This window comes from Novosphingobium hassiacum, from assembly GCF_014196055.1.
GTDB lineage: Bacteria > Pseudomonadota > Alphaproteobacteria > Sphingomonadales > Sphingomonadaceae > Novosphingobium > Novosphingobium hassiacum.
Genome location: NZ_JACICY010000002.1, coordinates 446,493 through 469,701, shown reverse-complemented (window position 1 = coordinate 469,701; position 23,209 = coordinate 446,493). Strand labels below are relative to the sequence as shown.

Annotated in this window: 29 protein-coding genes; 14 read left to right on the top strand and 15 right to left on the bottom strand. The window is 63.4% G+C overall.

What is annotated here, in order from left to right; all coding sequences use genetic code 11:
- Positions 1-10: 10 nt before the first annotated feature.
- A complete protein-coding gene (pyk, locus tag GGQ88_RS07015; RefSeq protein ID WP_425490418.1) occupies positions 11-1,462 on the bottom strand; it encodes a pyruvate kinase in 1,452 nt (483 codons plus the stop codon).
- Positions 1,463-1,535: 73 nt separating this feature from the next.
- Between pyk and GGQ88_RS07010 the strand changes: the two genes are divergently transcribed.
- Positions 1,536-1,865 (top strand): DUF1244 domain-containing protein, encoded by a 330-nt coding sequence (locus GGQ88_RS07010; protein WP_343057114.1) that lies wholly within the window; start codon positions 1,536-1,538, stop codon positions 1,863-1,865.
- A gap of 94 nt (positions 1,866-1,959) precedes the next feature.
- The gene (locus tag GGQ88_RS07005) at positions 1,960-2,196 is read left to right on the top strand and encodes a DUF2312 domain-containing protein (protein WP_183612393.1); all 237 of its coding nucleotides are present in this window, start codon (positions 1,960-1,962) and stop codon (positions 2,194-2,196) included.
- On the opposite strand, the gene GGQ88_RS07000 is transcribed toward GGQ88_RS07005, so the two are convergent.
- Positions 2,197-2,883: a hypothetical protein gene (locus tag GGQ88_RS07000; RefSeq protein ID WP_183612392.1), complete on the bottom strand. Its 687-nt coding sequence runs from the start codon at positions 2,881-2,883 to the stop codon at positions 2,197-2,199.
- A gap of 110 nt (positions 2,884-2,993) precedes the next feature.
- Between GGQ88_RS07000 and GGQ88_RS06995 the strand changes: the two genes are divergently transcribed.
- Positions 2,994-3,854, top strand: coding sequence for an SDR family oxidoreductase (locus tag GGQ88_RS06995; RefSeq protein WP_183612391.1), 861 nt, complete (start codon positions 2,994-2,996; stop codon positions 3,852-3,854).
- Positions 3,855-3,909: 55 nt separating this feature from the next.
- On the top strand, positions 3,910-4,227 hold the full coding sequence (locus GGQ88_RS06990; RefSeq protein ID WP_183612390.1) for a heavy metal-binding domain-containing protein: 318 nt from the start codon (positions 3,910-3,912) through the stop codon (positions 4,225-4,227).
- Here the strand turns inward: GGQ88_RS06990 and GGQ88_RS06985 are convergent.
- Positions 4,224-4,958 (bottom strand): CPBP family glutamic-type intramembrane protease, encoded by a 735-nt coding sequence (locus tag GGQ88_RS06985; RefSeq protein ID WP_183612389.1) that lies wholly within the window; start codon positions 4,956-4,958, stop codon positions 4,224-4,226. The genes GGQ88_RS06990 and GGQ88_RS06985 overlap by 4 nt on opposite strands.
- A gap of 80 nt (positions 4,959-5,038) precedes the next feature.
- Here GGQ88_RS06985 and GGQ88_RS06980 point away from each other — a divergent pair, with 80 nt between their 5' ends.
- Genes GGQ88_RS06980 through ruvB form a run of 8 tightly spaced genes read left to right on the top strand, consistent with a single transcriptional unit; the run spans position 5,039 to position 10,176 of the window.
- Positions 5,039-5,803, top strand: coding sequence for a YebC/PmpR family DNA-binding transcriptional regulator (locus tag GGQ88_RS06980; protein ID WP_183612388.1), 765 nt, complete (start codon positions 5,039-5,041; stop codon positions 5,801-5,803).
- A 5-nt stretch (positions 5,804-5,808) separates the two neighbouring features.
- Positions 5,809-6,366, top strand: coding sequence for a hypothetical protein (locus tag GGQ88_RS06975; RefSeq protein ID WP_183612387.1), 558 nt, complete (start codon positions 5,809-5,811; stop codon positions 6,364-6,366).
- A gap of 3 nt (positions 6,367-6,369) precedes the next feature.
- Entirely contained in the window at positions 6,370-6,720 is a 351-nt protein-coding gene (locus GGQ88_RS06970; RefSeq protein WP_183612386.1) for a DUF3147 family protein, read from the top strand.
- Positions 6,721-6,775: 55 nt separating this feature from the next.
- Positions 6,776-7,252 (top strand): crossover junction endodeoxyribonuclease RuvC, encoded by a 477-nt coding sequence (gene ruvC / locus GGQ88_RS06965; protein WP_183612385.1) that lies wholly within the window; start codon positions 6,776-6,778, stop codon positions 7,250-7,252.
- Positions 7,253-7,295: 43 nt separating this feature from the next.
- Entirely contained in the window at positions 7,296-7,793 is a 498-nt protein-coding gene (locus tag GGQ88_RS06960; protein WP_183612384.1) for a nucleoside deaminase, read from the top strand.
- Positions 7,794-7,847: 54 nt separating this feature from the next.
- A complete protein-coding gene (ruvA, locus tag GGQ88_RS06955) occupies positions 7,848-8,462 on the top strand; it encodes a Holliday junction branch migration protein RuvA (RefSeq protein WP_183612383.1) in 615 nt (204 codons plus the stop codon).
- Entirely contained in the window at positions 8,459-9,151 is a 693-nt protein-coding gene (locus GGQ88_RS06950) for a HEPN domain-containing protein (RefSeq protein WP_183612382.1), read from the top strand. The genes ruvA and GGQ88_RS06950 overlap by 4 nt, the downstream gene beginning before the upstream one ends.
- On the top strand, positions 9,148-10,176 hold the full coding sequence (ruvB, locus tag GGQ88_RS06945) for a Holliday junction branch migration DNA helicase RuvB (protein WP_183612381.1): 1,029 nt from the start codon (positions 9,148-9,150) through the stop codon (positions 10,174-10,176). The genes GGQ88_RS06950 and ruvB overlap by 4 nt, the downstream gene beginning before the upstream one ends.
- Here the strand turns inward: ruvB and GGQ88_RS06940 are convergent.
- Together GGQ88_RS06940 and GGQ88_RS06935 are read right to left on the bottom strand one after the other, a co-directional pair.
- Positions 10,153-10,362 (bottom strand): helix-turn-helix transcriptional regulator, encoded by a 210-nt coding sequence (locus GGQ88_RS06940; RefSeq protein ID WP_183612380.1) that lies wholly within the window; start codon positions 10,360-10,362, stop codon positions 10,153-10,155. The two genes, ruvB and GGQ88_RS06940, sit on opposite strands and share 24 nt — an antisense overlap.
- Complete coding sequence (locus tag GGQ88_RS06935; protein ID WP_183612379.1) at positions 10,355-10,786, bottom strand: hypothetical protein; 432 nt, start codon at positions 10,784-10,786, stop codon at positions 10,355-10,357. Before GGQ88_RS06935 ends, GGQ88_RS06940 begins: the two co-directional genes overlap by 8 nt.
- 288 nt (positions 10,787-11,074) lie before the next feature.
- Between GGQ88_RS06935 and GGQ88_RS21645 the strand changes: the two genes are divergently transcribed.
- Positions 11,075-12,016 (top strand): PEP-CTERM sorting domain-containing protein, encoded by a 942-nt coding sequence (locus GGQ88_RS21645; RefSeq protein WP_183612378.1) that lies wholly within the window; start codon positions 11,075-11,077, stop codon positions 12,014-12,016.
- 261 nt (positions 12,017-12,277) lie between these two features.
- Here GGQ88_RS21645 and acnA read toward each other — a convergent pair whose 3' ends face one another.
- Together acnA and GGQ88_RS06920 are read right to left on the bottom strand one after the other, a co-directional pair.
- Positions 12,278-14,950: an aconitate hydratase AcnA gene (acnA, locus tag GGQ88_RS06925; RefSeq protein ID WP_183612377.1), complete on the bottom strand. Its 2,673-nt coding sequence runs from the start codon at positions 14,948-14,950 to the stop codon at positions 12,278-12,280.
- Between the two features lie 232 nt (positions 14,951-15,182).
- Complete coding sequence (locus GGQ88_RS06920; RefSeq protein WP_343057113.1) at positions 15,183-16,091, bottom strand: DMT family transporter; 909 nt, start codon at positions 16,089-16,091, stop codon at positions 15,183-15,185.
- A gap of 154 nt (positions 16,092-16,245) precedes the next feature.
- Here GGQ88_RS06920 and GGQ88_RS06915 point away from each other — a divergent pair, with 154 nt between their 5' ends.
- Positions 16,246-17,610 carry a L,D-transpeptidase family protein gene (locus GGQ88_RS06915; RefSeq protein ID WP_425490420.1) on the top strand — a complete coding sequence of 455 codons (1,365 nt, stop codon included), beginning with the start codon at positions 16,246-16,248 and terminating at the stop codon, positions 17,608-17,610.
- Positions 17,611-17,770: 160 nt separating this feature from the next.
- On the opposite strand, the gene GGQ88_RS06910 is transcribed toward GGQ88_RS06915, so the two are convergent.
- The 8 genes from GGQ88_RS06910 to tldD all read right to left on the bottom strand — a co-directional run bounded on the left by GGQ88_RS06910 (position 17,771) and on the right by tldD (position 23,203).
- Positions 17,771-18,394, bottom strand: coding sequence for a murein L,D-transpeptidase catalytic domain-containing protein (locus tag GGQ88_RS06910; protein ID WP_183612376.1), 624 nt, complete (start codon positions 18,392-18,394; stop codon positions 17,771-17,773).
- A 50-nt stretch (positions 18,395-18,444) separates the two neighbouring features.
- Positions 18,445-18,948 carry a GNAT family N-acetyltransferase gene (locus GGQ88_RS06905; RefSeq protein WP_183612375.1) on the bottom strand — a complete coding sequence of 168 codons (504 nt, stop codon included), beginning with the start codon at positions 18,946-18,948 and terminating at the stop codon, positions 18,445-18,447.
- Positions 18,945-19,253, bottom strand: a complete 309-nt coding sequence (locus GGQ88_RS06900; RefSeq protein WP_183612374.1) for a type II toxin-antitoxin system RelE/ParE family toxin — start codon at positions 19,251-19,253, stop codon at positions 18,945-18,947. Before GGQ88_RS06900 ends, GGQ88_RS06905 begins: the two co-directional genes overlap by 4 nt.
- On the bottom strand, positions 19,243-19,527 hold the full coding sequence (locus GGQ88_RS06895; protein WP_221214538.1) for a type II toxin-antitoxin system ParD family antitoxin: 285 nt from the start codon (positions 19,525-19,527) through the stop codon (positions 19,243-19,245). The genes GGQ88_RS06900 and GGQ88_RS06895 overlap by 11 nt, the downstream gene beginning before the upstream one ends.
- Positions 19,528-19,567: 40 nt before the next feature.
- Positions 19,568-20,704 carry a flavodoxin-dependent (E)-4-hydroxy-3-methylbut-2-enyl-diphosphate synthase gene (gene ispG, locus GGQ88_RS06890; RefSeq protein WP_183612373.1) on the bottom strand — a complete coding sequence of 379 codons (1,137 nt, stop codon included), beginning with the start codon at positions 20,702-20,704 and terminating at the stop codon, positions 19,568-19,570.
- Positions 20,705-20,756: 52 nt separating this feature from the next.
- The gene (locus GGQ88_RS06885; protein WP_183612372.1) at positions 20,757-21,269 is read right to left on the bottom strand and encodes a GNAT family N-acetyltransferase; all 513 of its coding nucleotides are present in this window, start codon (positions 21,267-21,269) and stop codon (positions 20,757-20,759) included.
- A gap of 21 nt (positions 21,270-21,290) precedes the next feature.
- Positions 21,291-21,713: a hypothetical protein gene (locus GGQ88_RS06880; RefSeq protein WP_183612371.1), complete on the bottom strand. Its 423-nt coding sequence runs from the start codon at positions 21,711-21,713 to the stop codon at positions 21,291-21,293.
- Positions 21,714-21,778: 65 nt separating this feature from the next.
- On the bottom strand, positions 21,779-23,203 hold the full coding sequence (gene tldD, locus GGQ88_RS06875; protein ID WP_183612370.1) for a metalloprotease TldD: 1,425 nt from the start codon (positions 23,201-23,203) through the stop codon (positions 21,779-21,781).
- Positions 23,204-23,209 lie beyond the last annotated feature (6 nt).

Sequence of the window (23,209 nt, the reverse complement as noted above, 5' to 3'; positions counted from 1 at the left end):
CGCCCAACGCCTAGCTGGAGGCTTCGAGCTCTTTGCCGGTCAGCGTGACGACGTGGAGCAGGTTGGTCGCGCCGGGCGTGCCGAACGGGACGCCAGCGAGGATCACCAGCCGCGATCCGGCCGAGCCGAAGCCGTGCCGCAGCGCCATCCGCTTGCCCTTTGCGATCATCTCCTCGAAACTGCCGATGTCCTTGGTGCTGACGGCGTGCGCGCCCCACAGAAGCCCGACCTTGCGCGCGGTCTTGGCCGAAGGGGTAAGCACGAGCATCGGCACCGCTGGACGTTCACGCGCGACACGGCGTGCGGTCGAGCCGGAGCCTGTAAACACGATGATGCCCGCGATCGGCAGCGTGTCGGCGATGCTGGCCGCAGCCTGCGCCAGCGCATCTGCGGTGGTCGGATCTGGCAGCGTTTCAATGAAGTGGACCCGCGCGGCGTATCCCGGATCGGCTTCGACCTGCGCGGCGATGCGATGCATGATCGTAACCGCCTCTTCAGGCCAGGCACCCGCCGCTGTCTCGGCCGACAGCATGACTGCGTCGGCACCGTCGTAAACCGCGTTGGCGACGTCGGACACTTCGGCGCGCGTCGGCGTCGGCGCTTCGATCATCGATTCGAGCATCTGCGTTGCCACGACGACCGGCTTGCCCTGGCGGCGGGCGGTTTCGACGATGCGCTTCTGGAGCGGCGGGACTTCCTCGGGATTGAGTTCGACACCGAGATCGCCGCGCGCGACCATGATGCCATCGGACAGTTCGACGATTTCTTCGAGGCGCGAAATTGCAGCCGGCTTTTCGATCTTGGCCATGAGCGAGCCGTAGCCGCCCATCAGGCGACGCGCTTCGGCGACATCCTCGGGCCGCTGGACGAACGACAGCGCGATCCAGTCGGCACCCTGTTCGACCGCAAACGACAAGTCGCGGCGGTCCTTTTCGGTGAGTGCGGGCACCGGCACGACAGCGTCGGGCACATTCACGCCCTTGCGATCAGAGATCACGCCGCCGACTTCGGCCGAGCACAGGATTTCGTTCTCATCGGCACGGATCACGCGCAGGCGCAGCTTGCCATCGTCGATCAGCAGGCGCTGGCCCTTCTGCAAGACGCCGAACAGTTCGGGGTGCGGCAGGCAGACGCGGTTTTCGTCGCCGAGTTCGGGGTTGCGATCGAGCGTGAAGTGGCCCGAATGGCGGATAACCGCGCGGCCTTCCTTGAACTGGCCGACGCGCAGTTTGGGGCCCTGCAAGTCGCACAGCACGGTGATCGCACGGCCGAGCTTCTTTTCGAGCGCGCGGATGCTGGCGATGGTTTCAGCGTGGATCGCATGTTCGCCGTGGCTCATGTTGACGCGGAACGCATCGACGCCTGCACGCACCAGCTTCTCGAGCATTTCAGGGCTGCGGCTGGCGGGGCCGACGGTGGCGAGGATTTTTACCTTGCGCCCACGCGGATCGATCTTTGCCACAGCCATCATACTCCTTATGCAACAATGCCACGCGCTATGGCGTATGCCCTGCCAAAACCCAAGGACGATTACAGTGGATACGAATGCAACGAACGCCGCTCCGGACCCGATCGACGCAATTCCCGATGCCGTCGCTGCCGCGGCCTTCCGCCGACTGGTGCGCCACTTGCGCCACCGCCATGATGCACAGAACATCGAGCTGATGGGGCTTGCGGGATTTTGCCGCAATTGTCTGGCCGACTGGATCAACGATGCTGGCGCCGGGCTGGACAAGGCCGCCGCACGCGAGGTGATCCACGGGATGCCGGCTGGCGAATGGAAGCAGCGCTTCCAGACCGAAGCCACGCCCGAGCAGATCGCGCGGATGGATGAAAGCATGAAGAAGAACGCGGCCGACCACTAGTCCGGACATTTCCACAGGCACGGCTTTGCCCGAATCCCTTGGCGCGGCTACAGCGCCGCCAATCGATTCACCAGCTACCTTGAGGATATCCCCGATGGCCGAAACCGCCGACGACCGCCTGCGCCTCCTGATCGAGCGTATCGAACGCCTCGAAGAGGAAAAGAAGGGCATCGGCGACGACATCAAGGATGTGTATTCGGAAGGTAAGGCCGTCGGATATGATACCAAGATCATGCGCCAGATCATTCGCTTGCGGAAGATGAAGCCTGATGATCGCCGCGAGATGGAAGCGATTCTGGAACTGTATAAGACGGCGCTCGGAATTGAGTAATCAGTCCCAAGACGCGTGCAAAAGCTCCCGATAGGCGGCGACAATTGTGGGGTCGCCCGCCCTTAAACCCTCAATGGCCTCTGCGAGACCTCTGACGTAGCCTCTCATAGCTGCGTTGGTGGTCTCCATCCCCGTGACGACCAGTTCGATCAGCCAGTAAAAAGCGGCAATGCTGGACGAGGCGTCATCTGCAGACACCACGAGGTCATCCATAGCTTTCGGATGGGTGACGCGATTCCGCGTCGCGACCGAACTTCGGAAATTCGCCCAGTCCGTCGTATCGAAGCTTGGCGTCAGCGTGGGATTCAGCCGCACTGCAATTTTCGTCGTGAGCCGGATCGTTGAGACAAGCGTGAGGTTCCGACGCTGCGCAGAGACGGTTCCTCGTTCGCTGACCTGAATGCTCTCTTCGCTGAGCGCGATTTCCTCATGACGGGAAAGCACATCTAGTGACTTGGCCGTCGATCTGACATGCTCGCGAAAGGCCCAGACAGCCCCTTCGATGGCAGCATGGAGATTCCTGACCAGATCCCTTCGCGCAGCTTGCAAGTCCTTGGCCGCGATTTCGACGGATCCGACACTCGCAAAACGGTGCAGCGCTCTTGCGGCGTCTTCAATCAACGTCGCCATAAACTCGCGTTCAAACTCGTCGCGGCCAGTGACGGGCGCACTGCTCTTGGCCGTCATCCGCTCCTCCGTTCAAACCATCCCACTTCTAACAGCGCTGATCGATTGATCCAGAACCGAGTGCTTTTCATTCCGTTTGCGAGGTACTTGTTTCTCTAGGATCCCCGCACATGACCGATACCGCCACCGTCCGCCCGCCGATTCATGAAGATGGCCTTCCCGGTGCGGAAGCCACGCTCGATCCCAAGCCGGAATGGCAGCCGCGCTTCCCCGGATCGGGGCGGTTGAGAGGCAAGGTCGCAATCGTCACCGGGGCCGACAGCGGTATCGGGCGTGCGGTCGCGGTGTTGTTCGCGCGTGAGGGTGCCAAGGTTGCGATCGCCTATCTGTGCGAGGACCGCGATGCGCAAAAGACGCGCGAGTTGTGCGAGGCCGAAGGCGCGCAGGCGCTGACTTTCGCAGGCGATCTGGGCGATCCCGATGTTGGCAAGGCGCTGGTCGATCTGGTGATCGGCGAATTCGGCCAACTGGACATCGTGATCAACAACGCAGGCGAGCAGCATCCCGACAAGGATATCCGCGACATTACCGTCGAGCAGTTGCAGCGGACCTTCCAGACCAACATCTTCTCGATGTTCTATGTGGTCCAAGCGGCCCGTCCGCATCTGAAAGAGGGTGCCGCAATCATCAATTGCACGTCGATCACGATGTATCAGGGCGAGAAGGAACTGCTCGACTATTCAAGCACCAAGGGCGCGATCACCGCATTCACGCGGTCGCTTTCCGAGAATCTGATCGGTGAGGGTATCCGCGTCAATGCGGTGGCGCCCGGCCCGATCTGGACACCGCTCAACCCCAGCGGCGGGGCCAGTCCGGAGAAGCTCGAGACTTTCGGCGAGAACACACCGATGGGCCGCCCCGGCCAGCCGAACGAGGTGGCATCATGCTTCCTGTTTCTGGCGTGCGAGGATTCGTCGTACATGTCGGGCCAGGTGCTGCACCCCAATGGCGGCACGATTGTCGGGAGTTGATTGGACGAGGGCGCGGCAAGTGCTAGCCTCCCCATTCTGAACAGGGAGGCACGGCATGCTCATTTCAACCACCAGCCTGATCGAGGGCCGACCGGTCCAGCGCTATCTTGGCGTGGTAACCGGCGAAGTGATCCTCGGCGCGAATATCGTGCGGGATGTGTTCGCCTCGATCACCGACATCTTCGGCGGTCGCTCGGGCAAGTATGAAGAGGTGCTGGCGCGCGGCCGCGAGCAGGCGCTGCGCGAACTTGAGGACAAGGCGTTGTCGCTAGGGGCCAATGCGGTGATCGGCGTCGACATCGACTACGAGACGATCGGCGCGCGGGGATCGATGCTCATGGTCAGCGTGAGCGGGACGGCGGTCGTGCTTTAACCCCACGTCAGTGCGATGCCCAGAGTGACCGCGTTCGAGACGATGTGAGTCATGATCGCGGGGATCAGGCCGATGCGCAGGCGGATGAAGCCGAGCATCAGCCCGGTCCATAGCTGGGGCAGGACCATCGGCAGTGCGAGCAGTGTAATCTTCGGATAGTTGGCGAGGTGCATCGCTGCAAATACCAGCGCATTGGCGTAGAATAGCCATGCGAAGGCGCGGACGAACCAGCCGGGTCGATCCACGCGCCGCCGCAGCCAGAACCACCCGCCCGCAGCGACGACTACCGTTGCCAGCAGGATGCCGCCGCCTGCCAGCGCGTTGCCACGGCCCAGAGCGACGAACAGAGCCAGGCCCGCGATCGTGGCCGCCATCGCCCACAAGGCGCGGCGACGTCCGGCGAGCCAAGCGCGGAAGAACAGTTCCTCCAGCACCGGGCCGAGCAGAACCGCCCCGCCCCACAGTGCGAGCGGCCCCATGCCGTCGAACGCGTTGGGCGCGGCCAGGTCGAAAGCACTCTTCCAGGCCAGCATGATCGGCACGACCACGCACAGCAGCACTGCCACCTGCAGCACGGTAAGCAACGCCCAGTGCCGCAGAGCGCCCGGCGCGCGCAGGCCGGTCGGCTCGATCAGGTGCGGCCTTGCCCAGAAGGCGAAGGGCTCTGTCAGCACGGCGCGGATGTTGGAGGGTATCGGGGCGGCGGGTGGAATGGCAATCGGATCGGTCATGTCGCAATGATTGCCCGAAAGCGCGCCGTCCGCTAGGGGGCATGCCACATTCCGCAAGACCAGCAAGAAGCACGGGACCCATGGCAGGCCATTCCAAGTTCAAGAACATCATGCATCGCAAGGGTGCGCAGGACAAAAAGCGTTCGGCGCAGTTCTCCAAGCTGAGCCGCGAAATCACCGTGGCGGCCAAGATGGGCATGCCCGATCCGGACATGAACCCGCGCCTGCGCGCGGCCGTCAACGCCGCCAAGGCGCAGTCGGTGCCCAAGGACAACATCCAGCGCGCGATCGACAAGGCGAGCAAGGGCGAAGGCGATAATTACGAGGAAGTGCGCTACGAAGGCTACGGCCCGGGCGGCGTCGCGATCATCGTCGAGGCGCTGACCGACAATCGCAACCGCACCGCCACGAACGTGCGCACCGCGTTTTCGAAGAACGGCGGCAATCTGGGCGCGACCGGCGCAGTGAGCCATGGCTTCGAACGGCTCGGGCTGATCGAGTATCCGGGCAAGGTCGGCGACGAAGACAAGGTTCTCGAAGCGGCGATCGAAGCCGGTGCCGACGATGTCGAATCGGACATGGGCGATGGTGATGAAAATCCCGGCAGCCACCAGATCTGGGTCGCGGTCGACGGTCTCCACGAAGTTGCGCGCGAACTGGAAAAGACGCTGGGCGAAGCCGAAGGCGTCAAGCTTGCCTGGCGGCCGAGCCTCACGACCGAGGTTTCGGCCGATGATGCGGCGACCTTGCTCAAGCTGATCGACGTGCTGGAAGAGGACGATGACGTCCAGACGGTGTGGGGCAATTACGAAATCCCCGATGAGGTGATGGAGAAGTTGGGCTGATGCAAATGGCTGCGGCAACTTGTTGTGTTGCCGTCGCCTTTGCCGGGCTGCTTGCTGCCAGCGGATCGGTGGCAACGCCTGCCCGCCCTCGTCCGGCGCCCCCCGCCAGTCTCTGCTCGGGCGGCGAACGGGTGGTCTACTCATGCGGGTTCGGCGCGAAGATCGGCAGTGTCTGTCTTGGCAGAAGCTCGCTGCATTATCGGTTTGGGCGACTTGGCCGACCCGAGCTAGCGGTGGCGAGCACGCCTGACTGGCGCAACATCCGCACCGGCGGCAATCGCAGCCAAGGCGGGCTCAACCAGGACTATATCCGCTTCACCAACGGTTTGACGCATTACGTGGTCCACGTTGACGAGACCGGCTCGCTCAACGAGAGTCCGGGAATTCGATCGTCCGGGATCGAGGTCCTGCGCGGGGCATCGGGTGAGCGACAAATCGCCAGCCTCGCTTGCAAGACCAGCGCCCGGTTCAATCGGGAGGCATTTGACGCCTTGCAGACAGCCGCCCCGCAGGACTGGGTAGGCACAGAAACACCCGGAAGCCCGTTCGAAATGGTCTACTGACCCATGATGCCGCTTGCTATCAAGGCTGTGCTCTCGGGCCTGCTGATCGCGCTGATCGCCGAGATCGGGCGCAAGCTGCCAGCGGTGGGCGCGCTGGTCGCCTCGCTCCCGCTCGTCTCGGTGCTGGGCATGATCCTGCTGTGGAATGCTAGGCCGGACGCAGAGAACATGGCGATCCATGCCGAGGCGACGTTCTGGTACGTGCTGCCGTCGCTGCCAATGTTCCTGCTGATCCCGCGCCTGCTGCGTGCCGGTCTGCCGTTCTGGGCAGCGCTGGCTGCGGGATGCGTTCTTACCGTGGCGCTGTATCTGGCAATGATGCAGGTTGGACCGCGCTTCGGGCTGCGTTTGTGACTTCTTCCCTCACCCGTTCGTGGGAGAGTTTGGATTGCCGGATTAAGGGCCTGACATGATCATCCTTGGCATCGACCCCGGCCTGACCTGCACCGGCTGGGGCATCGTGTCCAAATCGGGCAGCAACTTGCGCCATGTGGCCAACGGCCAGATTCGCACCAATGCCAAGGCGAGCATGGCCGAGCGGCTGGTCGAACTGGACTCCGCGCTGGCGGCGGTGATCCTCGAACACCGACCCGATAGCGGCGCGGTGGAAGAGGTGTTCGTCAACGTCAATCCGCAGTCGACGCTCAAGCTCGGGCAAGCGCGCGGCGTGGCGATGCTGTCGGTCGCACGCGCGGGCATTCCGGTCGCGGAATATCCGACCAAGGTGATCAAGAAAGCGCTGGTCGGCACCGGTGGCGCGGAAAAGCAGCAGGTACAGCACATGCTCAAGATCCTGCTGCCCGGCGTGAAGCTGGCAGGCGAGGACGCGGCCGACGCGCTGGCCGTGGCGATCACGCATGCGAATATGCTGGGAAGTCATCGCTAATTTCTGGCGGAACGACTTGCCTTCGTCCGGCGTATCGCAAGGCATGGAAAAGCTCACCGACGAAGACTGGATGGCCCGCGCCCGCGACCTTGCGATAGCGCGCAAGGGTACAGATCCTGCAAACACGCCGATTGCCGCGATCATCGTGCGCGATGGCGAACTGCTCGCGCACGGCATCAACCGCACGCAGGAGCATTGCGATCCCACCGCCCATGCCGAGATCATGGCGATCCGCGCGGCGGGCAAGCATTCAGGCGAGATGCGCTTTCCGGGCGTTACGCTCTATTCCACGCTGCAGCCCTGCGGCATGTGCACGATGGCCTCGATTTGGGCGGGCGTATCGCGCATCGTCTATGGCGCGGGGCGGGACGACGTCCACGAGATGTACTTCGAGGACCGCCACCTCTCGACGATGGATTTCGTCGCCGATGCGTTCAAGGACGACCTGACGCTGACCGGCGGGGTCCTGTCGGACGAATGCGCAAAGCTCTACTACCGTCCGTGGGACGATGTGCCCGAGGAAGATCAGGCCAACACCTGATTGGTGGCTTTAGGCTCTGGCTTTGGTGAAAAGTTCCTGTCATAGGAACAAACCATGATCGCCAAGCTTACCGGGATACTCGACGATACCGGCCCCGACTGGGCGGTGATCGACGTGGGCGGCGTCGGCTACCTCGTGCAATGCTCGGCCAAGACGCTCACGCACCTTGGCATTCGCGGCGACGCGGTGGTGGTCCATACCGAAATGCAGGTGAGCGAGACCGACCAGCGCCTGATCGGCTTTACCAGCGCCGGCGAACGCGCATGGTTCCGCCTGCTGACGGCGGTTCAGGGCGTGGGAAGCAAGGTCGCGCTGGCGATCCTCTCGGCCCTCGCAATCGAGGAACTGCAGCGCGCCTGCGCCCATGGCGATGCCGCAATGGTGGCGCGCGCAAACGGCGTCGGGCCGAAGCTGGCGAGCCGGATTGTCAACGAGCTGAAGGACAAGGCGGGTGGCCTTGCGGGCTATGCTTCGCCGGTCGGGATGGGCGGCGACGTGGGTTACGTGCCGCCGGGCTCGGCCAGCGCAGACGCGATCTCGGCGTTGCAGAACCTTGGTTTCAAGCCGCTGGTGGCCAGCAATGCGGTTGGCAAGGCCGTCGAGGAACTGGGCGAGGATGCGGGGCTGAACGACCTTGTGCGGGTCGCGCTTAAGAGGGCGGCGGGGTGAAGCTAACTACACTGGAACGGCTCGACCTTCGGCTCGCCGATGCGGATCGCCTGATTGAGTTCCATGCACACATAGGGGGTGCGGGGCCTGGAAGGCGGCACAACATGGACGTCTTAAATCGCAGTTCTCTGCTGCTTTCGGTGTCTGCCTGGGAATGGTTTTGCGAAGATCTCATCCGCAGGAATGGAGCCTCACTGGCCAAACGCTTCAAGCGGGCAGATGACTTACCCGTTGGCGTTCGCGACCCAATGCTCGAATGGTATTACAACAAAACCGGCATGAAGTCGCTTAACAAAACATCAAAAGAAGCATTATGGAGTCTTGCTGGTCATGGGTGGCGGGAAATATACCGAGAGTATGTGGCATCAAAAACTGCAGCCTTAAACACACCAAACTCGGATAATTTAAAAAAGATATTTAGATCAACGCTTGATATTGATGACATTACATTATCATGGCGATACCAGCGGTGGGGTCCGGAAATTTATGTCGGCAAACTTGAAGACATGCTGAAACTGCGGCACAGAATAGCTCATGGCGACATTGGTGACGAAGTAGTTGGGAAAGGTGCTGCTGTTGCGGCAGTTGCATTGGTCCGCAACTTGGGTAGGCGAAGCGTTGAATCCGTTTCCCAAAATTTCAAACGGTTTGACCTACAAGGGCGCAACGCTCGACTTAAACCAGCATGACAGACAACCCCCTCCTCTCCCCCGACCGCCAGCACGAGGACGTGGACGCCGCGTTGCGTCCGAAAACGCTGCACGAGTTCGTCGGGCAGGAGGCGGCGCGGGATAACCTGCGCGTGTTCATCGAAAGCGCCAAGATGCGGCGTGAGGCGATGGATCATGTGTTGTTCTTCGGGCCGCCGGGGCTGGGCAAGACCACGCTGGCGCAGATCATTGCGCGCGAACTGGGGGTCAATTTCCGCGCGACGTCGGGGCCGGTCATCGCCAAGGCGGGCGATCTGGCGGCGCTGCTGACCAATCTCGAATCGGGCGATGTGCTGTTCATCGACGAGATCCACCGGCTCAATCCGGTGGTCGAGGAAGTGCTCTACCCGGCGATGGAGGACCGCGCGCTCGACCTGATCATCGGCGAAGGGCCGTCGGCGCGATCGGTGCGGATCGACCTGCCGCCATTCACGCTGATCGGCGCGACGACGCGGCAAGGGCTGTTGCAGACGCCGTTGCGTGATCGCTTCGGAATCCCGGTGCGTTTGCAGTTCTATTCGGTGCCCGAACTGGAGCGCGTTGTCGCGCGCGGCGCTTCGCTGATGGGCGTGGGCATCGACCATGGCGGCGCGAACGAGATCGCGCGGCGCGCACGCGGCACGCCGCGCGTGGCAGGGCGCCTGCTGCGCCGGGTGCGCGATTTCGCGCAAGTCGATGGGGTGGAGACGATTACGCAAGGCGTCGCGGACAGCGCGCTGACCCGGCTCGAGGTCGACAAGATCGGGCTCGACCTGCAGGATCGGCGCTACCTGATGATGATTGCGGACATCTACAAGGGCGGTCCGGTCGGCGTCGAAACGCTGGCGGCGGGGCTTTCCGAACCGCGCGACACGATCGAGGAAGTGATCGAGCCCTACCTGATTCAGCTGGGACTGGTGGCGCGCACTGCACGCGGGCGCTGCCTCAACGATCGCGGGTGGAAGCACCTCGGGTTGACGCCGCCGACGGGTTCGATCCCGTCACTCTTCGACGATCCTGAATAGCGCCTCCACGGGCTGACCGAGCGCCTGCGCCAGCTTGAGCGCGATGATCGTCGAGGGCACGAACACGCCGTTTTCGACCGTGTTGACGGTCTTGCGACTGACCCCGATGGCGTCGGCCAGTTGGGCCTGCGTCCAGCCCTTGCCTTCGCGCGCGGCGCGCAGCGTGTTGTCGAGCCGCTCAGGCAAGTGCCGCGCGCTCCAGCTTGACGAAGCGGAACACCGCCACGAACAGGCCGATCAGGATCACCAGCTTGAACGCGAAGACCGAAGGCATAGCGGTCAACGAGGCAACGACGCAGCCACCGATCGCCACGAGAATTGCGGCGGTGAAGCCCCATTCCATCGCCTCGGCGCGGTGCGCGCGGGTTACTTCGTCATTGGCGAGCGCGCGCAGTTCCGGGTTGCGCAGCCAGAAGCCACCGGTGCGCAAAACCATGAACAGCACCAAAGCCATGACCAGCCACGCGAAGTGGCCGACGTACTCGACTGCGCGGTCCGGCATGTCGACTTGCGGCCGACCGGCCTGCGCGGCGAACAGGATCATCACTACCTGCAGAGCACGCACACGGCGGAGACTGAGGCGGTCGGCGGCTTCGGCAGAATCGGTCATGGTCGGGCTCCCCCACTCGATGTAACTTACAGGTTACTAGTAACCCTGGGGTTACATCGCGTCAATTCGATTATTTAGAAGCCCCGTCGGTTCGGTCCCATATTGGTACAGAGTTGACGGCCAGCCGCAGCCGGTCCCGTTTTTGGTCAGATTCCAAGGTTTCAATAGGGTTAACGGCATTGCCGCGACCCTGCCCTTCTGCGTTCTTGGGCAGGTCAGGAAAGGCGAGCGGTGTGTTAACTCCCATCTGCTAACGCGCTTTCCCAGGGAAGAACGAGAGCACAGATCATGTCGGTTCGGATGGCATTGGCGAAATTGGCGGCAGCCGCAGCAGGCGGAGCGATGCTCGGCGGTGGCGCCGTGCACGTTTCGGAAGCACCTTCCAAGGGTGAGATCCACCACACCAAGCCGGTCAAGGTGAAGAGCGCGAAGCCCGCCAAGCGCGTGATCGCACGGCGCGCCGCACCGCGCGAAGTGCACCGCGCACGCCGCATCGTGACGACGACCACGACCAAGTCGTGTGCGCCCGCCCAGCAGATGGCGATGGTGCCGGTGCCGTACATGCCTCCTATGCCCCCACAGCCGATCGGCGGCAGTTCGGGTGGCGGCGTGCCTGTCGTCATCGGCGGTGGCGGGATCGGCGGCTTTGGCGGCGGGTTCTTCGGCGGCTTCTTTGGTGGCGGCGGCGGTGGTGGCGGCGGCAGCGTTGTCGTTTCTTCGACAAGCACCGGCTCGACCTCAACGTCCGGTGGGTCGACGTCCTCGTCGGGCGGGTCCAGCTCGACCAGTTCGGGTGGCAGCTCGTCCACGACCGGTGGTGTCTCGACTTCGACGGGCGGGGTCTCGACCTCGACCTCGACGTCCTCGGGGAATGTCTCGACGTCCTCGGGCAATGTATCCACGTCGAGCGGGAACGTTTCCACTTCGAGCGGCAACGTCAGCACGTCGTCGGGCAACGTCACATCGAGCTCTTCGACCTCGACGTCTTCGGGCAACGTAACGTCCAGCTCCTCGACATCGAGCAGCACCAGCAGTTCGACATCCTCGTCGACCTCAACTTCGTCGTCGACGTCCAGCTCGAACGGCGGGACGACCAACGGCGGAACCACGACGACCACGTCGACCACGGGCGGAACCGAAGTTCCCGAGCCGTCGATGGTGATCCTGTTCGGCGCAGCGGCAGCAGGCCTGGTTGCTCGGCGTCGGTTTGCCAAGCCCAAAGCGGCCTGAGTTCTAACGACAACCCCTGCTCTCCGGCGGGGTCAAGAGAAGGGCGGCCTCCGGGGGGAGCCGCCCTTTTTTGTGCCTTGGGAGCGGTTTCCTCCGCCGTCGTGTCGAGCCCATCGACAAGCTCAGGATAAACTTCGGGCTTTGCCCGAAGTCGAGACACCGCGCGCAGTGTCTCGGCTTCGCTCGACACGAACGGGTCTTGGTAGCGCAAAAAAGCCCGCCGAGTTTCCCCGGCGGGCCATTTGATGCGATCTTGTCCGCTTACGAAGCGAGCTTGCGCAGGACGTAGTGCAGGATGCCGCCGTTCATGAAGTACTCGACTTCATTGGCGGTATCGATGCGGCACAGCGCGGTGAAGGTCAGCTTGGTGCCGTCCTTGCGCGTCACTTCGACTTCGACGTCCTGACGCGGCTCAAGGCTGGCGACACCCTTGATCGTGAAAGTATCGTCGCCCGAAAGCGCCAGCGAGTGACGGCTCTGGCCTTCCTTGAACTGCAGCGGAAGCACGCCCATGCCGACCAGGTTCGAACGGTGGATACGCTCGAAGCTTTCGACGATCACGGCGCGCACGCCGAGCAGGTTGGTGCCCTTTGCCGCCCAGTCGCGGCTGGAACCAGTGCCGTATTCCTTGCCCGCGATGACGACCGTCGGCGTACCGTCGGCCTTGTGCTTCATCGCCACGTCGAACACCGAGCCTGCTTCGTCGCCATAGCGCGAGAAGCCGCCTTCGGTGCCGGGGACCATTTCGTTCTTGATGCGGATGTTGGCAAAAGTGCCGCGCATCATCACGTCATGGTGGCCACGGCGCGCGCCGTAGGAGTTGAAGTCGGCCTTGGAAACCTGATGCTCCATCAGCCACTTCCCCGCGGGGCTATCGGCCTTGATCGAGCCTGCCGGACTGATGTGATCGGTGGTGATCGAATCGCCCAGGATCAGCAGCGGCTTGGCGTCGATGATGTCGTTCACCGGGGCTGGCGTCATGCTCATGCCCTCGAAGTACGGCGGGTTGGCGACGTAGGTCGATCCCGCGCGCCACGAGTAGGTGTCCGAACCGGTGACGTTGATCGCCTGCCAGTGCGCATCGCCCTTGTAGACATCGGCATAGCGCGCCTGGAACATGCCGCGATCGACACATGCCGCCATCGTGCTGGCGACTTCGCTGTTCGAAGGCCAGATATCACGCAGGTACACGTCGTTGCCGGCAGTGCTCTTGCCGATTGGCGTGGTGGTGAAGTCTTCGATCACCGTGCCCTTGAGGGCGTAGGCGACGACCAGCGGCGGCGAGGCGAGGAAGTTGGCGCGCACGTCTGGCGAGACGCGGCCTTCGAAGTTGCGGTTGCCCGAAATCACGGCGCTGGCGACGAGACCATTGTCGTTGATCGCCTTGCTGATCGGGTCGGACAGCGGTCCGGAGTTACCGATGCAGGTGGTGCAGCCATAACCGACGAGGTTGAAGCCCACCGCGTCGAGATGTTCGGACAGGCCAGCCTTGTCGAGGTAGTCGGTGACGACCTGCGATCCGGGAGCGAGCGACGTCTTCACCCACGGCTTGGGCTTGAGACCGAGTTCGTTGGCCTTCTTGGCGACGAGGCCGGCGGCGACCAGAACGCTCGGGTTCGAGGTGTTGGTGCAGCTGGTGATCGCGGCGATCACGACATCGCCGTCACCGAGGTCGAAGTCCATGCCAGCCACGGGAACGCGGGTCGGGGCCTTCTTGTAGGTTGCGGCCATATCGGCGTTGAACACGTCGTCGACTTCCGGAAGCGAGACACGGTCCTGCGGGCGCTTGGGTCCTGCGAGCGAGGGCACGACGGTGGCAAGGTCGAGTTCGAGCGTCGAGGAGAAGATCGGATCAACCGAGGGATCGATCCAGAAACCCTGCTCCTTGGCGTAAGCTTCGACGAGCGCGATCTGCGCTTCCTCGCGACCGGTCAGGCGCAAGTAGTCGAGCGTCTTGTCGTCGATACCGAAGAAGCCGCAAGTAGCGCCGTATTCGGGCGCCATGTTGGCCAGCGTCGCGCGGTCGGCAAGGCTCAGCGAAGCAAGGCCGGGGCCGAAATATTCGACGAAGCGGCCGACCACGCCGTGCTTGCGCAGCATGTTGGTGCAGGTCAGCACGAGGTCGGTTGCGGTGACGCCTTCGACCATCTCGCCGGTCAGCTTGAAGCCGACGACTTCGGGGACGAGCATCGAGACCGGCTGGCCGAGCATCGCAGCCTCAGCCTCGATCCCGCCGACGCCCCAGCCGAGCACGCCCAGGCCGTTGACCATCGTGGTGTGGCTGTCGGTGCCAACGCAGGTATCGGGATAAGCGACCGTCACGCCGTTCTGGTCGGTGCTGGTCCAGACCGTCTGGGCGATGTTTTCGAGGTTTACCTGATGGCAGATGCCGGTGCCGGGAGGCACGGCGTAGAAGTTGTTGAGGCTCTTGGAACCCCACTTGAGGAAATCGTAGCGCTCCATGTTGCGCTGATATTCGATTTCCATGTTCTCTTCGAAGGCCTTGGGGTGGCCGAATTCATCGACCATGACCGAGTGGTCGATCACCAGGTTGACCGGCACCAGTGGGTTGATCTTGCTGGTATCGCCGCCGAGCGTGGCGATCGCATCGCGCATCGCGGCCAGATCGACCACGCAAGGAACGCCGGTGAAATCCTGCAGCAGCACGCGCGCGGGGCGATACTGGATTTCATTGTTGGTTTCGGTCGGATGGTTCTGCCAATCGACCACGGCCTTAATGTCGTCGGTCGAGACGGTGAAGCCGCCATCTTCGAAGCGGAGGAGGTTTTCGAGAAGCACCTTCATCGAGAACGGCAGACGCGAGACGTCACCGAACTTGTCGGCTGCCTTCTTCAACGAATAGTAGGCGAAATCCTTGCCACCCACGGTCATCGTGCTGCGGGTGCCGAGTGTATCCTGTCCGACTTGGGTCATGGCTGAGATCTTCCCTCCTGTCGCGGCCGTTGCTGCCAATTGCCACGCGGGGAAATGCAAGTGGGGTTACCCCACGCAGCGCGGCGGTTTACGGCCTGAAAGCGAGAGGGCGATGCGCGCAAAGCCGCCCCTCGTCAAGGGCGGCAACCCGCCATTTGGCGAGAAGGAGGCACAAAATTCCGCTTACTGATTTGCAGTTGCAATAAGCAGGGCGATTGGTCGCCGTGGGATGTCAGTTGGGCATTTCGGGACGTGGTGGATCGGGATTTCGGCGGGTTGCGTAGAGGCAGCCCGCCACGATCAGCGCGACGCCTGCAAACGTTGCCAGCGTAACCTCTTCACCGAATGCGATCCAGCCGACGATCGCAGCCCAGATGAAGGCCGAATATTCCAACGGGACCAGTACTTGCGCCTCTGCCCGCGCGTAAGCCCAGCTAAGCAGCATCAGCGAGCCGGTCGAGAGCACTGCCGAAATCACGATCAGTCCCCAGGATTCAGCACTCGGCCACGGCGCAAACCACCATGCACCCAGCCCGAGGAACGAGAAGGACACCAACGTCTGGAAGAAAGCCACCTCCTCCGGCCCCGCAATCAGGGCCTGGCGACGCTGCAATACGAGGTTCCAGGCATAGAGTACCGCCGACACGAGCAGCGCGACGACGCCCTTTATGGCTTCGGGATCGGATGAGCCCTCGAACTTGCTCCAGCAGATCACGCAGACGCCAAGCAGCGCGATGAACGATCCGGCGACGGCTGATTTTTGCAAGGTCTCACCAAGCATGCCGACCGAGAGATAGAGCGCGATCAGCGGTGCGATGAAACTGAGCGCGATGCTCTCGGCCAGCGGCGTGCGCACGAGGCCGTAGAAGAAGAGCGTCGCCATGCAGGCAGATACCACGCCACGCTGGATGTGGACCTTCATCGTCGCCCAATCTGGCCAGCCACGCCCGCGCTTCAGCCATAAGGGCAGCATCATCGTCGAGCCTGCAAGCCCGCGCCAGAACATCGCGGCATAAACACCGCTGAGGATGGAAGCCGCCTTCATCACCCCGTCCATGACCGAGAAAAGGGCGAGCCCGAGAATCACGGCACCGATCGGCAGCCATGGCGTGCGGGCAGTGTTGGCGGTGGGGGACATCATGCTGGGGGGCATAGGGAAATCGGTTGCGCGGTGAAACCAGATTGTCCACCGGATCATTGACGATTCAGGCTCCAGTCAGGCGCAATGCTTGATCGCGATGCGTGCATGGGCCAACGTACCGGTAGCCAGACAGGGAATTTCGATAGTGAAGCGAGTGATCGACGGTAGCGGCTTTTCGAGCAAGATGACCTTGGCGCTGGCAGGTCTGTCGCTGCTCGCCCAGCCGGTCGCAGCGCAGACCGCTGCCGGTTCGAATACAGGACCTGTCGACCTGACCAAGCAGGCAATGCCGGCTCCGGGTACGAGCGCGGTGGTCGTGCCGATGCAGGCCGCGCCGCAGCCTCTGCCCCCCGTGCCCGCGCCGCACTGGTCGCAGTCCGATGCGCAGGCTTTGCTCGCCACGATCAAGGGGATCGGCGCGGAAGGGCTGTTTGCCAAGGATTACGAGCCCGACAAGCTGTCCGCTGCGATCACGCGCGGCGAAGGTCCCGAACTCGATGAGGTCGCGACGCGCCTGTTCACGTGGCTCGCGGAAGACCTGCGCGACGGGCGGACTCCGATGCCAGCGCGGGTGCAGTGGTTTGCGGTTGATCCCGATCAGGATGCCAATCCGACCGCGCTGATCCTTGCCGACGCGCTGGTGCGCAGCGACATCAAGGGATCGCTGATGGCGCTGTCCCCGACGGTGCCCGATTATGCCGCGCTGAAAGCCGCGCTGCCCAAGGCGACCACACCCAAGCAGACCGCTCTGATCCGCGCCAACATGGATCGCTGGCGCTGGCTCGCGCGCGATCTGGGCACGCAGTACCTGCTGACCAACGTGCCCGAGCAGATGCTGCGGCTGACCGTGCGGAACAAGATCATCAAGACCTACAAGGTCGTCGTCGGCAAACCCGGCAAGACCGCGACGCCGCAGCTTGCCGAAACGGTCGAAGGCGTGATCTTCAACCCGACCTGGACCGTGCCGCAGTCGATCGTGGTCGGTGAAGGCCTGGGCGCGCGGCTGGTGAACAACCCCAAGCAGGCCGAGCGCGAGGGTTACAAGGTGACCAAGGCCGCCGACGGTACGATCTATGTCGTGCAGCAGCCGGGCGACAACAATTCGCTGGGCCGGATGAAGCTCGACATGCCCAACGAACACGCGATCTTCCTGCACGATACGCCGAGCAAGTCTGCGTTCAACCTGCCCGCCCGCGCGCTGAGCCATGGGTGCGTCCGCGTGGAGGGTGCGACCGAACTGGCGATGACCATGGCGATCCTGGGTGCCAACATGACGCCAGACGATGCCGTCGCCGTGCATACCTCGCGGGTCTATACCAAGGTGCCGATGACCAAGACCTTCCCGGTCTATCTGACGTATTTCACGGTGGCGCGCGACGTGACCGGCACGTTGCGCTCGTTCGCGGACATTTACGGCCGCGATGCGCCGGTCCTGGCAAGCTTCGCCCAGCCGCGCCAGTTGCACACGACCCAGCGCAAGAGCAACGAGGCCGTGATCAAGCTGGACAACCCGCTGTAAGGGAGGTGCGGACCCGGTTCAGCGTTTGCCAGCGCAAGGTCCGTTATCCGACGCGCGAGGCGGCGGCGGAGGCTGTGACCACGAGCGGCCTCGTGTTGCATCCGTATCTGTGTGATCGCTGTCGGCGCTGGCACCTGACGAGCCGCACCAAGGGGCGGCGTCAGCCCAGCCCCAGCCGATCTGCGTAGATCAGGCGTCCGCCCGAGAGGTGCCATAGCGCCTCGTTGAAATCCGATTCGCCCATCGCGAAGCAGCCGTCCGAGCGCCCGAGCTTGCCCCACTTTTCGAGCATGGCGGGGTTTGCGTACCACGCCGGGTGCAGCACGATTGCGCGTTCCAGAACATTGGTATTGTCGGGCGAGATGCCGCCGAGGCGGATCGAAGTGCCGTACTTGCCCTTGTACCATTCGTAGGTGACATAGGCCCCGCGTGAGGTGGCGAGGCTGCCGACATCGTTCGAGAAGGACTTGAGAAACCCGTCATGCTCCGGGTCCGAGCCCCGCCCGTGCGCGACCAGGAACGAGCGAACCTCGCCCTTCTCCAGATCGGCAAAATGAAAGCGCGGCAGCGATGACGGCATCGCGAAGTCGGCGATCCCGACCATATCGGTCCGCCACAGCGCGGCGCGATGCTGCTCGACCTTTTCCTTGGCGAGCGCCAGCACGCGGCGGTGCTGCTCGGTGGGATAGTATGTCGCGGCGGCCACGCGCGGCGGGTACACGGCAGCGGCGACGCTTGCCGCAACGCCTGCCAGAACGGTCCGCCTGTCAACTTCGATGGTCATGCCCGGTCCCTATCACGCCGACCCCGTATCCAGCGTGAACAGCGCACATACTAGGCATTTGCGCCGAGATTTCCAGCCTGCGCGCCAAGCTGATGCAAGGCAGCGCCATCGACGCGCATTCCGGTCCATTCGTCCATCAGTTGCGCGCCCAGCGACTTGTAGAACCCGATCGCGGGCGCATTCCAATCGAGCACCGACCATTCTAGCCGGGCACAATCACGCTCCACCGCCAATGCTGCGAGATGCGCGAGCAGGGCCTTGCCGAGTCCCACGCCGCGCGCTTCGGGTTGGACGAACAGGTCTTCGAGATAGATTCCCGGCTTGCCCTCGAAAGTGGAGAAGTTGTGGAAGAACAAGGCGAAACCCTGCGCCGCGCCGTCGACCTCGCCGATCACGACTTCGGCATAGGGCCGCGCGCCGAACAGCTTTTCGGCCAGCACCGCCTCATCGAACCGGACAGCGTGGGCCAGTTTTTCGTATTCGGCCAGCGCGCGGATCAGGCTGGCGATCAGCGGAATGTCGCTACGAGTGGCGGGGCGGATGGAAATGGTCATATGGCGAGGAGCTTTCCAATATCGCGCCGGCCATCGACGATCCGCAGGATATCGACGATACGGTCGGTTTCGTTGAGCCGATAGAGGATCACGTACGGCGGCACCGGCCAGACGCGGAGGTCCTGCGCAAGATGGGCGCGTCCGCCGCCTGCCTCGGGAAACTGTGCAAGTCTGCCGACACTCTCGTCAATCCGGTCAATCCACTGATCGGCTATCGCGCTGTCGTGTGCGGCGAGATATTGCCAGACGTGAAACAGGTCCTCGATCGCCGCAGGCTTGCGAACGATCTTCCAGTCAACGCGCATTCTGCTCGCGGAACCGTTGCTTCAACACCTCAGCGCCTTCCCAGGATTCGGATGGGCCGCTGGCATCCGCTTCGGCAATGAGGTGTCGGAGTGCGATCGACGCTTGCTCGTCCTGCGTGCGGCGCGCCTTCCAGTGGCGCAAGGCCTCACGAATGACTTCGCTGGCGGACGCGTAATCGCCGGACTTCACCGCACCCTGAACGTACGACAGAAGTTCGTCGGTCAAGGCGACCGAAACCTTTTCCACGCGGCTGATCTTCTCGATTTTGCCCATGCTAAGCTGGTAGCAAATGTTGCCACCAGCCGCAAGCCGCCTACTCCGCTGCCTCGGTCGTCTGACCTGCGTCAGTCGTGGCGTCTTCCAACTCTGCCGCTTTCGCCTCGACCAGCGCGACGATGTGGTCGAGCATGTCTTCGGACTGAACGGTGTGGTCGGTTACGCCCGAGAGATAGACCATGTGCTTGCCGTTGCCGCCGCCGGTGAGGCCGATATCGGTTTCGCGCGCTTCACCGGGGCCGTTGACGACGCAACCCAGGACCGAGAGCGAGAGCGGGGTCTTGATGTGGCTCAGGCGGCTCTCCAGCGCCTCGACCGTGCGGATCACGTCGAAGCCCTGACGTGCGCATGAGGGGCACGAAACCACGCGGACACCGCGCGTACGCAGGCCGAGGCTCTTGAGGATCTCGAATCCGACGCGGACTTCTTCCTCGGGTTCCGCCGAGAGCGAGACGCGCACGGTATCGCCGATGCCGGCCCAGAGCAGGTTGCCGATGCCGATCGAGGACTTGACGGTGCCGCCGATCAGCCCACCCGCCTCGGTGATGCCCAAGTGCAGCGGGCAATCGACAGCATCGGCCAGCCCCATGTAAGCCGCGACCGCGAGGAACACGTCGGAGGCTTTGACCGCCACCTTGTATTCGTGGAAATCGTGGTCCTGCAGCAGCTTGATGTGATCGAGCGCAGATTCGACCAACGCCTCGGGGCATGGCTCGCCGTACTTTTCGAGCAGGTCCTTCTCGAGGCTGCCCGCATTGACGCCGATGCGGATCGCGCAGCCGTTGGCCTTGGCCGCACGCACGACTTCGGCGACGCGCTCGCTGCTGCCGATGTTGCCGGGGTTGATGCGCAGGCATGCGGCGCCTGCGTCAGCGGCTTCGAGGGCGCGCTTGTAATGGAAATGAATGTCCGCGATCAGAGGCACGCGCGCGGCGCGCACGATCTGGCGCAGGGCAGTCGTGCTCTCGACATCGGGACACGATACGCGAATCAGGTCGGCACCCGCTTCCTCGCAACGGCGGATCTGGTTGATCGTCGCTACCGGATCGGACGTGAGCGTGTTGGTCATCGTCTGCACGGTAATCGGCGCATCTCCGCCGACGGGGACCGCGCCGACCATGATCTGGCGGCTCTTGCGACGCGCGATATCGCGCCATGGACGGATTGAGGACATGGACGCCCCTATAGGGACTTGCGGGCCGGACTGAAAGCCGTTCGAAGGTCCGTCAAACCGGCCCTGCAAACATGAATTCGGGATCGCAATGATCGCCCACCCAGAATTCGATGTCGGCGACCTTGTCCAAGCCATAGCGGCGGTAGAACTTCTGCGCTTCCGGATTGTGGGCATAGACCGATAGCTGCATCTCGTCGGCGCCCCAATCGCGTGCCTGTGCCAGCGCCCAATCCATCAGCCGCGCGCCATGCCCGCGCCCAATCAGGGCGGGGTCGGTATAGAGCTGCTTGATTTCTGCCGGAGTGAGCGCCTGGGTGTGGCGCGGAAGGCTGCTGGCCCTTACCAGCTTGCAGAACGAGGCGATCGCGCCGTCCTGCTCGATGACCGCGACGCGCATGTCGGTGCGCCCGATCTGCGCGGCGACAACGGTTTCCGCGTGCGAATCGTCTAGAAAGCGCGCGAGATTGGCAGCGCTGTAGAGATGGCCGAACTTCGCGACAAACGCGCGGCGCCCGAGATCGCCAATGGCCGATACATCAAGAGGAGTGGCAAGGCGCAGGGTCATGATCCCTGCGCCATAAACCGCTCAGTCGACCTTGGCGACCTTGACCTTCGTGTAAGGGACGAACTGGCCCAACCCGACCGATCCGCGCCAGAATCCACTGGTCCGATCGATCATCCGCACGATATCGACGCTGCACAGCTGCGAGCCGAACGGCTGCGTCACCATGATATCGCTATCGTCCAGCGACGACGCACCCGCATCGGGACGGTTCACCCAGATCGTGTTACCGGCGTCATAGGCGATGGCGGTCTTGTCGTAGATCCGTGTGTTCATCACACGCGGGGTGTAGATGCAGTTTGCCGGTTTACCCGCGACACGGCCTTCGAGCGACTTGGCTAGCTGCTGTTCGGGGGTCAGGCGCGGCTTGGCGTCGGCGGCGGCTCCGGCAAGGAGAAGCGATCCGGCGGCCAGGCCTGCGGCAATCTTGCTCGCGATTTTCATCATGGCTGGCACTTCCTTCTGTTCGATGCGGCTACGCTATCACGAGTCGGCTGAACCGGTGCTGAAATTCAAGCCGTGCCGCCGACCGTCAGGCCTTCGACCAGCAGGGTCGGCTGACCGACGCCCGCAGGTACGCTTTGCCCACCCTTGCCGCAGACGCCGACGCCTTCGTCGAGCGCGAGATCGTTGCCGATCCCGATCACGCGGGTGAGCACGGTCGGACCATCACCGATCAGCGTCGCGCCCTTGATCGGCGCGCCGAGCTTACCATTCTCGACGCGATAGGCCTCGGTGCACGAGAACACGAACTTGCCGCTGGTGATGTCGACCTGCCCGCCACCGAACGACTTGGCGAAGATGCCGTTCTTGACGCGGCTGAGCAGTTCGGCCGGGTCGTCGTTCCCTGCGCGCATGAAGGTGTTGGTCATGCGCGGCATCGGGGCATGGGCATAGGATTCACGGCGGCCATTGCCGGTGGGGGCAACGCCCATCAGGCGGGCGTTGAGGCGATCCTGGATATAGCCCTTGAGGATGCCGTCCTCGATCAGGATGTTCTCCTGCGTCGGGGTGCCCTCGTCATCGATCGAGAGCGAGCCGCGCCGTCCTGCCATCGAGCCATCGTCGATCACCGTCACGCCTGGCGCGGCAACGCGCTGGCCGATGCGGCCCGAGAACGCGCTGGTGCCCTTGCGGTTGAAATCGCCTTCGAGGCCGTGGCCGACCGCTTCGTGGAGCAGCACGCCCGGCCAGCCGGGGCCGAGCAGCACGGTCATCTCGCCTGCTGGAGCCGCAACCGAATCGAGATTGACCAGCGCCTGCGCCAGCGCTTCGTCGATCGCGCGATTCCAGGTCGCGGGTTCGAACAAGTCGTCGTACAAGCGGCGACCGCCGATGCCAAACGAGCCGGTCTCGCGGCGTCCGTCCTTTTCCGCCACGATCGATACATTGAGCCGGACGAGCGGACGCACGTCGTGCCCGACGAAACCATCCGCGCGCACGATCTCGACCACCGACCATGAGCCCGACAGCGACGCCGAGACCTGCGCCACGCGCGAATCGCGCGCACGGGCCGCGGCGTCGATCGTTTCGAGCAGCTTGACCTTGGCCTCGAACGGCACGGCGTCGAGCGGCGAGGCATCGGTATAGAGGTGGCGGTTGTTGCCCTGCGGTGGCGGGGCGGGTTGCCCCTTCGTCGGATCGAGCAGCTTGAGCGTTTCTCCGGCGCGGGCGATGGCTGCGACGGATATCTCGTTGGCATGAGCAAACCCGGTCATCTCGCCCGAAACGCCGCGCAAGCCGAAGCCTGCATCGCGGGAATAGTCGGCGGTCTTGAGCCTGCCGTCATCGAAGCCGAAGCTCTCGGACGCGATGAACTGAAGGTAGAGTTCGCCGTCATCGCAATCGCGCAGTGCCTCACGCGTCAGGCGTTGGGCGTCGGCGGGCGAAAGCAGGCCGGGGCGGTAGAGCAGCGAGCGGGGATCGGTTTGGGTCATCGCCAC